Annotated in this window: 8 protein-coding genes; 6 read left to right on the forward strand and 2 right to left on the reverse strand. The window is 38.9% G+C overall.

Features of this window, described 5'->3' with window-relative positions:
• The first annotated feature begins 136 nt into the window (after positions 1 to 136).
• The 6 genes from P8O16_RS12735 to P8O16_RS12760 all read left to right on the forward strand — a co-directional run bounded on the left by P8O16_RS12735 (position 137) and on the right by P8O16_RS12760 (position 6,251).
• Entirely contained in the window at positions 137 to 1,540 is a 1,404-nt protein-coding gene (locus P8O16_RS12735) for a hypothetical protein (protein ID WP_300315499.1), read from the forward strand.
• Positions 1,537 to 1,716, forward strand: a complete 180-nt coding sequence (locus P8O16_RS12740; protein ID WP_300315502.1) for a hypothetical protein — start codon at positions 1,537 to 1,539, stop codon at positions 1,714 to 1,716. Before P8O16_RS12735 ends, P8O16_RS12740 begins: the two co-directional genes overlap by 4 nt.
• 243 nt (positions 1,717 to 1,959) lie before the next feature.
• Positions 1,960 to 3,234: a TIM barrel protein gene (locus P8O16_RS12745; RefSeq protein ID WP_300315504.1), complete on the forward strand. Its 1,275-nt coding sequence runs from the start codon at positions 1,960 to 1,962 to the stop codon at positions 3,232 to 3,234.
• Positions 3,235 to 3,255: 21 nt separating this feature from the next.
• Complete coding sequence (locus P8O16_RS12750; protein ID WP_300315507.1) at positions 3,256 to 4,743, forward strand: arylsulfatase; 1,488 nt, start codon at positions 3,256 to 3,258, stop codon at positions 4,741 to 4,743.
• Positions 4,744 to 4,836: 93 nt separating this feature from the next.
• Complete coding sequence (locus P8O16_RS12755; protein ID WP_300315510.1) at positions 4,837 to 5,853, forward strand: SMP-30/gluconolactonase/LRE family protein; 1,017 nt, start codon at positions 4,837 to 4,839, stop codon at positions 5,851 to 5,853.
• 242 nt (positions 5,854 to 6,095) lie between these two features.
• A complete protein-coding gene (locus P8O16_RS12760; protein ID WP_300315513.1) occupies positions 6,096 to 6,251 on the forward strand; it encodes a hypothetical protein in 156 nt (51 codons plus the stop codon).
• Between the two features lie 571 nt (positions 6,252 to 6,822).
• Here the strand turns inward: P8O16_RS12760 and P8O16_RS12765 are convergent.
• Both P8O16_RS12765 and P8O16_RS12770 read right to left on the reverse strand, forming a co-directional pair.
• On the reverse strand, positions 6,823 to 8,475 hold the full coding sequence (locus P8O16_RS12765; protein ID WP_300315516.1) for a hypothetical protein: 1,653 nt from the start codon (positions 8,473 to 8,475) through the stop codon (positions 6,823 to 6,825).
• A 377-nt stretch (positions 8,476 to 8,852) separates the two neighbouring features.
• The gene (locus tag P8O16_RS12770) at positions 8,853 to 9,437 is read right to left on the reverse strand and encodes a GNAT family N-acetyltransferase (RefSeq protein WP_300315518.1); all 585 of its coding nucleotides are present in this window, start codon (positions 9,435 to 9,437) and stop codon (positions 8,853 to 8,855) included.
• Between the last annotated feature and the right edge of the window lie 272 nt (positions 9,438 to 9,709).

Here is a 9,709-nt window from a genome sequence, read left to right on the forward strand (position 1 = left end):
GGTCAAAACCGTTTATTTTGACCTAATTTAGTACCCGTTAAGATCGCAAGAAAGCGATTGTCACTGGCTGTCACTTCTAACTTATTTGGCTACTGGCATCTTTGCGGATATACATATAAGCTAATAAATAACCCTTATGGCCTCATCAATTTTCAAGAAAGTACTAAGCGAGACAAACGAATTTGAGCGGACTCCAGTGCCTGCTTCAGAGTTGAAATCCGGAAATAGTTTTCTAGGGATGTATGCCGGGGAGCATACTGCAGGGACAGAGTTTGTTATAGGTCCGCTTTTCGTCGCACATGGAGTGACTGCGGGAGATTTGATTTTTGGACTCCTTATAGGTAACCTCTTAGCGGTGTTTAGCTGGGCTTTAATCACTGCACCGATAGCGACCAAGAAAAGGCTTACTTTATATTACCAATTGGAGCGAATTGTAGGGAATCGACTTGTGGCAGGCTATAATTTGGTGAATGCGCTGATGTTTTGCTTTTTGGCTGGATCAATGATTGCTGTTTCTGCTACTGCAGTTGGGATTCCTTTTGGTCTGGAAATGCCCACGTTGACTGACTGGATGCCGAGAACTTCAGGATGGGTGATTACCGTGATTCTGATGGGTTCGGTGATTACACTGGTAGCTATTCAAGGCTATTCCTATGTGGCTCGCTTTGCAAATTTGATGGCACCCTGGATGATTTTGATTTTCATAGGGGCAGGACTAATCGGCTTGTCTCAATTAGGTGTGAATTCCTGGGACAGTTTATTCAAGATTTCTAATGAAGTGATTTGGACTGGGATTCCTTTGGAGGGAATGTCAAAATTTACCATTTGGCACATTATCTTTTTTGCTTGGTTCTGTAATATGGCTATGCATATCGGCATGTCAGATCTGACCATTCTTCGCTATGCAAGATCGTGGAAATACGGATTCCTTTCTTTTGCAGGAATGTACATCGGACATTTCTTTGCATGGATCGCATCAGGGATTTTATATTCGGTTTTCCTTCAAGCTAATTCTTCTTCAAGTGCTTTTGCACCGGGAGAAATAGCTTTTCAGACCGCTGGAATAGCGGGAGCCGTTTGCGTGATCGTGGCGGGCTGGACAACTGCAAATCCAACAATCTATCGAGCTGGGTTGGCATTGCAGGGTATTTTTCCAAAAACATCAACTTGGAAAATTACGGCTATTGTGGGAGGAATTACCAGTTTGGCGGCATGCTTTCCGGCCTTGGTGATGAAGTTACTTGATTTTGTAGCCTTGTATGGATTATTACTGATGCCAATGGGCGCAGTGATTTTTGCAGACTTCTATTTTTCAAAACGCTTCGGGTTTCAAGCTGAACAGGCTCTTGCTAATCAAAGGCATTTTAGTATTCCTGCTTTCCTTGCATGGATCTTGACTTTGGTAATTTGTCTGGGATTAAATCAATTTTATGGTATTGAGGTATTTTTCCTCGGACTTCCCGGCTGGTTTATCGCTGTATTTATTTTTGTTGGCCTTTCTAAATTTTACTATTCATCCTCTAAATTGAAGTTAGTATGAAAGTTTTCTTAAAAATAGTGTCGCTGATAGGACTACTGCTGACTATGATTCCACCTGTACTTATTTTTATGGGAAAAATTGAGTTGGATAGCACCAAAATGCTAATGGCTTTTGGTATGGTTGCTTGGTTTGTATCTGCGCCTTTTTGGATAAATAAGAAGACAGATGTCGGGTGAGAGGAGACGGGTGTCAGATGACCGATGTCGGGTGTTTAATGAAATAGATTGAAGACGGAAGAAAATAAGTCAGAAATCTTAAATGAGGAGTCTTTAGATTGATGAAAACTAAAAACTAATTAAACTGATGGTTAATAATAAACAAATAGTATAATTAACAGATTGCTTCGGACTTGAGGTATTAGGCATAAGGAACAATTGAATAAAGTCCTCGCAATGACGAAAACAGAAAACCAACAACTCATGAATATCACCAAATCTCAAATCCAAGCTTTCGAACCTGACGAGTTTCACGAGCGATCCTTAGCGATTCTTTCTGAAAAACTGGAAAAATCAGGTTTAGACATAACTGATCTGATTTCCAAAATCGCAGCATTTCAGATCGCTATTCCAAGTTGGGCTTTGGGGGCAGGAGGAACGCGTTTTGGTCGATTTTCAATAGGTGGCGAACCCCGGAATCTGGAAGAAAAATTAGAAGACATTGGTATTTTGGCGCAGCTGACCAAGAAGACAGAGGCTGTTTCCCTTCATATTCCTTGGGATATACCGGAAGACTACATGCAGATCAAAGCAAAAGCTGAATCATTGGGGTTGAAGTTTGATGCCATGAATAGCAATACCTTTCAGGACTATGGCCAAAAAGAATCTTACAAAATGGGAAGTCTTGGCAATGCTTCGAAATCCATTCGGGATCAAGCAATTGCTCATAATGTGGAGGTAATCCGGATAGGCGAAAAAATAGGAAGTAAAGCCCTGACCGTCTGGCTGGCAGATGGAAGTAATTTTCCCGGACAGGCTCATTTCCGGAATTCCCTACAATGGACGATAGATTCTTTAAAAGGAATCTATCGCGAAATGCCCTCAGATTGGAAACTGCTTTTGGAATACAAGCCTTACGAACCCAATTTCTACCATACGATTATTCCCGATTGGGGTACTTCCTCCCTGATTTGTAGTCAGCTGGGAGATCGGGCAAAAGTGCTAGTAGATTTAGGACATCATCTACCCAATACCAATATTGAGCAGATTGTAGCCACGCTGATGCATCAAAATCAGTTAGCAGGTTTCCACTTCAATGACAGCAAATATGGAGACGATGATCTGACTACCGGGAGTATAAAGCCTTATCAATTGTTTTTGATTTTCTGCGAATTGGTGGGAGGGGCTTCTGATGGAGCGCAGGCTTGGGATTCTATTTCTTGGATGATCGATGCGAGTCACAATGTAAAAGACCCCTTGGAAGATTTGATCCAGGCTTTGGAGGCGATTGCTATAGCGTATGCAAAGGCATTGTTGGTTGATCGGTCGAAATTGGAGGAAGCACAAAATTCAGGGGATGTAGCAGGAGCCCAGGAGATTTTACAGGCAGCTTTTCAGACGGATGTGCGGTCATTGGTAGCCGAAGCTAGAATGCAGAGCGGAGGAGCTGCTGACCCTTTGGAGGTTTATCGCTCTTTAAAGGTTCGGGAAAATTTGATTAAAGAACGAGGAACCGGGTCAAAGGCCACAGGGCTGTAGAATTTTTTATAACTTGATCGAATGGAGAAAACTAATTGGCCTTCTAGCATTATTTTGATCTTTTTCGGATTGATTGGCTTTTTAATTGTTGGATGCAATCAGAAACTTGAAAACAATTATAAAAACGACAAACCCAATATCGTTTTCATACTTGCTGACGATCTCGGTTGGGGTGATTTAAGTTTTTTGGGTCAGCAGTATATTGAAACTCCGGCCATAGACAGATTGGCAAGTCAAGGCATGTTTTTCACAAATTTCTATTCCGGAGCTACGGTCTGTGCCCCTTCACGGTCAGCTTTTATGACAGGCTTACATACTGGACATACCCCGATCAGAGGGAATACTGAAGTTCAGCCTGAGGGTCAATCTCCAATGCCAGACTCGGTGATGAATGTAGCTAAAGTTTTAAAGCAAGCCGGATATGTCACAGGAGCCTTTGGTAAATGGGGATTGGGATTTCCGGGTTCGGAAGGTGATCCCATCAATCAGGGATTTGATCAGTTTTTTGGCTACAACTGCCAGCGCTATGCCCATCGCTATTATCCGGATTATTTATGGGATAACTTTTCAAAAGTGGATTTACCGGGAAATGATTGGACTACCAAAGGAGATTTTGCCCCTGATCTAATTCAGGAGAAAACCTTGGAGTTTATTGCCCAGAATCAGGATGAATCTTTTTTCCTTTTCATGCCCATTGTGATGCCTCATGCGGAATTGGCGGCGCCTGAAGATGAAATTTTGGCCAAGTACAAGGCTAAATTCCCGAACGAAACCCCTTATGTAGCTAAATCAAAAGGAGCAGATTATGGACCTGATATGGCGATTCCTGGCTATCAATCCCAGCCTTATCCCCACGCTACTTTTGCTGCAATGGTGGAGCGGTTCGATAAATACGTGGCTGAAGTGGTCAGTAAATTGGAAGAGTTGGGCTTAGCAGAAAATACCATCATCATCTTTGCCTCCGATAATGGCGCGCATCAGGAAGGTGGAGCGGATCCGGATTTTTTTGATAGCAATGGGCCTTTCCGAGGTTACAAACGAGACCTGTATGAGGGAGGTATTCGAACGCCGATGATTGCTTACTGGCCGGGGAAAATCAAAGCCGGCACTAAGAGCGATACTCCGTTAGCCTTTTGGGATTTGCTGCCTACTTTTTCAGAATTGGCGGAAGTGAAACCTAATTTGAAAACAGACGGAATTTCATTCGTACCAACGCTACTCAGCCAAGGAGAGCAGAAGACCCATGATTTTTTTTATTGGGAGTTTCACGAGCAAGGAGGGAAACAAGCTATTCGTCAAGGGAACTGGAAGGCTATAAAGTTGCAGGTTTTCGGGAAGGATGGCCCAATCGTAGAGCTTTACGATTTATCCAAAGATCCTGGGGAAACTCAAAACCTTGCTTCTGCGAATCCGGAAAAATTAGCTGAATTGGTTCAACTCATGGATCAAGCGCATAGCCAGAATTCTAAATTCCCTCTTTATCCCACGGAACGTGAAAGCCTAAAATAACTTCACTTTTATTGAATCTTAGTTTTGAAAAGAGAGAAGGGTCAATTGAGCCTCTTTTCCTTTTTGTGTAAATTCCATTCAAATTTAAAAGCCATGAAAAACTATCCAGTTGTTTTTGTTTTGCTTTTCGCAAATGCATGTACATTTTCTTCCAAAAAAACCGAAATAATTATTCCTGAAAGGCAGTATCAAACCACTGGTTCCATTGAGCGGATTGATCCTGCGATAAATTCCCTTATCTCGGAAGATGCAGAAATAGAAATCCTTGCTTCCGGATTTGATTGGTCGGAGGGTCCAGTTTGGATCGAAGATCAACAAGCTTTGATTTTTTCTGACGTTCCGGAAAATAAAATCTATCGCTGGTCGGAAAAGGATAGTATTTCGGTCTTTTTGGAACCCTCAGGCTATTTTGGGGAAAGGATGGATAAGCATGAGCCCGGTTCAAATGGGCTGACTCTGGATCATGATGGCAACTTGCTATTATGCCAGCATGGCGCTCGGCAAATAGGAAGACTAAAAGGTTCCCTGAAAGACCCAAAACCTGAATTCGAAATTCTCGCCTCAGGCTGGGAAGGAAAGCAGTTCAATAGTCCCAATGATTTGGCACTACATTCTAAAGGTGGGGTCTATTTCACAGATCCGCCATATGGATTGGATGAATGGGATAAAAAGGAGTTGGATTTTCAGGGTATTTATCGCTTACAAGATGGAGAATTGACTCTGCAGATTGATAGTCTTAATCGCCCCAATGGCATAGCCCTAAGTCCGGATGAAAAGATTCTTTATATCGCTCAGTCAGACGCGGAGAGGGCTCGCTATTATGCCTATGATTTGGATCAAAATGGGCAAGTGATTAGCGGAAGGATTCTTTTGGATATAAGTGGGATGGTTTCAGAGGAAAAAAAGGGGTTGCCAGATGGATTGAAAGTCCATTCTTCAGGGACTATTTTCGCCACAGGTCCAGGGGGAGTGTTGGTGATTTCACCGGAAGGGAAGATTTTGGGAGCAATCCAAACCGGTCAGGCTACTGCTAATTGTGGTTTTGATACTGAAGAAAAGTATCTGTATATGACTGCAGATATGCATTTGATGAGGATAGCGATTAAGTAAAAGATCGATTATAGAATGAGTAGGAATCAGAATCTCAGGACTTCAGTGTATTGTGGATAAAAAAGTGGATAAGTGCTGAAAATCAGTGCATAAGCCTGTTAATTTAGAATAATATTTGGTGGAAAAATTGGGGGTAAAAACAGCGGTAAAAAATTGTCTTTAGCAAAAATATAACGCAACTTTAATACATCAAGTAAGAGATAAAAAGTCGGGGATACGACCCCGGATTTAAGTTTGAAAGTTTGAGATCGGGCGCAAAGGGGGATTTACTTTCGGGTAGATTTCTGAGACGGGTCACCGCAGAAGTGCCAACAAACGATTTGGTTGAATTTGATGAACTCTTCGGAAAGATTCAGATTTTCGCACATGAAGGACTAGATGAGCATTCATTTATTTGAGAGGGGAAACCCCCAGAAGTGTATTAAGCGAATTAATCAACCGGCAAAAATCCCTCGGGAGGAAAGCAATCGGGCACAAAGGAATGGCTGGTTAATCCCAGTTGTTTGCAACGGAACACCGCAGAAGTGCAAAAACAGATCGGCCCAAGAAAAGCTCTCTTCTGAGAGTTTGTGATCACTGGCATGAAGGATTTATCCCATCGGGATAGATTGAGACAGATGACTGCAGAAGTGCGCTACAGTAATTCTCTATTGGGACATGCTCTTCGGAGCGACTTAGAACATTGAATTTTGACCTGGGTAACTGGGAAAAGCTAATAACTGTAGCTTGATGCGGTTTGAGGACTATGGTTTTCAAGCTGTAGAACGGGAAGCATTCGCAAGAATTGTTTCCCGTTTTTGTTTTATAGACTTTTCCAATCCTGATTTGGATTTAAAATTTATAATTGCTGTTCCCAAAGTTTGATTCGATAAGACTTATCCTTCTCAAACTTTCAAAAGGGCTGTGAGATTTTTGAGTTTAAAGTGGGTGTCCTTATTGTTTGGTTTTTTGCTAAAAAATATCAAGATTTTATATTTTACCATATGCAGCATCAATAACAAATAACCCATTTGATTGATGTAGATGATGCATAGATATTAAGCCTTTGTGAAAATTGGGATAAGTAGTTACAATAGTTTTTTCTATATACTCGTCAATTGTTAATTTTTCTATTTTATTAATATTTAAAGCCCTCCCATAAATCCCGTCAATATTTGCTTGAGAGGGTCTATAAATTTCATTTTCATACTCAAAAATAGGTCCCCCATTCCTTGCTATTTCGGAGTTGATCATAACCGGATTATTTTTATGGGGTTCTAAGTCTTTTAAATCAAATGAGTTTACTTTGTAAATGTATAATTCACTTTCAAATGGAGCGTTAATATCCATTTGTTTGTTTATGAATAGCCACTTGGTTTTGTCTTTATCAGTATAGAAAAAGGCATCTGCTACCTTTTCATTTTCAAATGCTGTTGTGTGAAGTTCCCATTCTGTGGGGAATTTAATACATTTATATATTTCTAATCGATTGTTAGCACTTGTCTCAGGCATGAGAAAAATATCATCATTATCTTTAAAAATGAATGGATATGATAAGTGATAGTCTGTTTCTATCACATCAGCGATATCAGTTAATTCATTATCAGTGATTTTCCCACAGGATATCTTACCTTTCTTTGTTGTGTAATTATAGTTTTCAAAAAATATATAATTATCATTTTTGTGGTTGAAAATGAACGGATCAGCCCAGAATTCTTTCTTAGGAAGTTTTATAGGTTTTAATCTAAATAATGTCGAATTGAGAAAATCACCTTTTCCTATAAAAAGTGTCCAACAATCAAATCGACGACCGAAAATCTTATAGTTAGTTTCTTCCATTGCTCTTCCTAATATTTTAGAATAAAAAAGAAACATATATTTTAAGACCATTTTTAAGCCTGGGGCTCTATAAAGAGGGTTGAAATACACAAGCGATTTTATTGGTTTGAACTCGCCATTTTGTAATTTTTTAATATTTTTAAATAGAATTGAAACCGAGCCTTCTAAAATAAGTCTGTTTGTTCTTACAAAAGACCAGTTGCGATTAAAAAATGCTTTATCTATGACAAGGCCTCCATCTAATTCAGGTGTTAGTTTTTGTAAAGTAACACCAACAGAAGGTTGTTTTAAAACTATTTCCCAAAACCCTGCAGGCCCCCCTCTGTTAATCGAATTATCCGCATGATGGAACGACCAAATCCCATACTTAGCTGCTTGTAATATCCCCCCTCTAATTATATTAAATTCATGACGTAAAATAATATCAAGATCGAATTTCTTGATTTTTTCAACATCGTTATCATCAAAAATATCCAAAAACCCTTTCCTTTTTGGTTGTACTTTTATTGTATTTATTTTATTTAATTCTCTTATAATTCTTTCTTTATCAACAGTTATTTTTTCTTTAAACAATGAGTTTTCAATTTTTGTCTGAAGACTGAAAAGTATTTTTCCGAAAATACTCTTAGATTTTAATAGTCTATTTAATCTGCTTTTTAGCGTTTTTGTACTATTATTTCCTTCTCTACCATCTTGAATTAATAAAGCCAATTCAAGAGATGGATCTTTCAGAATTTCATTTATTATTCTTAATTCCCAATTTGATAACTCTTCAAACTCTTGAATTAATATGCCGATTCTCATTTCGCTTTCATTTTTAATTGTTGTTAATCCTAATTTTTTGACTAATATGTTCTCTATCTAAATCAAGAAGATTCAATTAATCAGGATTATTAGAGGACTAAATTCTTCCTATGAAGAAAGACAAACTTTTAAATTTGTTTTTGCTATATCTGGTAAAATTATAGTTTTTTATCTAGGAGAAAAATTTTCCCTGATCTTAATAATCATTTAACACTAGATATTTAATAAAAAATAAAATCTTAGGACTTAATACTTCATTTAACGTTAAACTATTTATTTTCGATGAATTATAACTGTAACTTTATTTTTCTAAGCATTTCTTTTTCACTCTTTATTTTTGTCTAGTTATGATTATTTTCCGTTTTATAGACCTTTTTCTAAATCTGTTTCAGCTTAATTCTTGCTAGAACATTTTTCCAATCCCAGCATACAATATTCCACTCTTCAAACTCGTCCCTAAATGTGTGAATTATTTTAAATCCAACTCGCTCATGAGCTCGCATGGATCGGATGTTACTGGTGGAAATCTCCGTGATCGCAAAGTCATACAGCGTTTCAAACTCCGCTTTATAAGCCTTATAAACCTGATCAAAAAGCCGAATCCCCCGGTACCCCTTTTTGATACATACCTGTCCAATAGTGATGTAATTGTAATCCGCAATTGATTTGCCTTGATGCCGAATAATGTCGAGTTGATCAAACATTGGAATCAACATTGGGATACTTTTTTTAAGAGATCTGGGCATAGCAAGCGCATAGGCACAAACCACTGAATCGTCCTTAGCTATGAGCTGTGGAGCGATTTCCGCAAAAGCCTTTAAGTCTTCCATCCTGTGTTGCACCATCACAAATCCTTCTGTATTTTTCTCTTCGTGCGAAATCCTGTACAGTGAGTTTTCACCCTGAAGATTCAGAATTTCCTGTAAATCAGCGTTTGTTTGGGCATGACAGATTTGAATCATTTTTGGGTATCCTCTTTAATGGTTTATGGGATTAGGACTGTAGAAGATATTCAGGGCCTACCTCATCTAGATTTGCTGGGAAATATAGCAGCGTAATCTCAATCTTTATTATCAAGAATTCATCAAAAATCTTTGATTATTTGATGTCAGAATTTAAATTTTATGTATATCCGCAAAGATGCCAGTAGCCAAATAAGTTAGAAGTGACAGCCAGTGACAATCGCTTTCTTGCGATCTTAACGGGTACTAAATTAGGTCAAAATAAACGGTTT

The organism is Algoriphagus sp. (assembly GCF_029254265.1).
GTDB lineage: Bacteria > Bacteroidota > Bacteroidia > Cytophagales > Cyclobacteriaceae > Algoriphagus.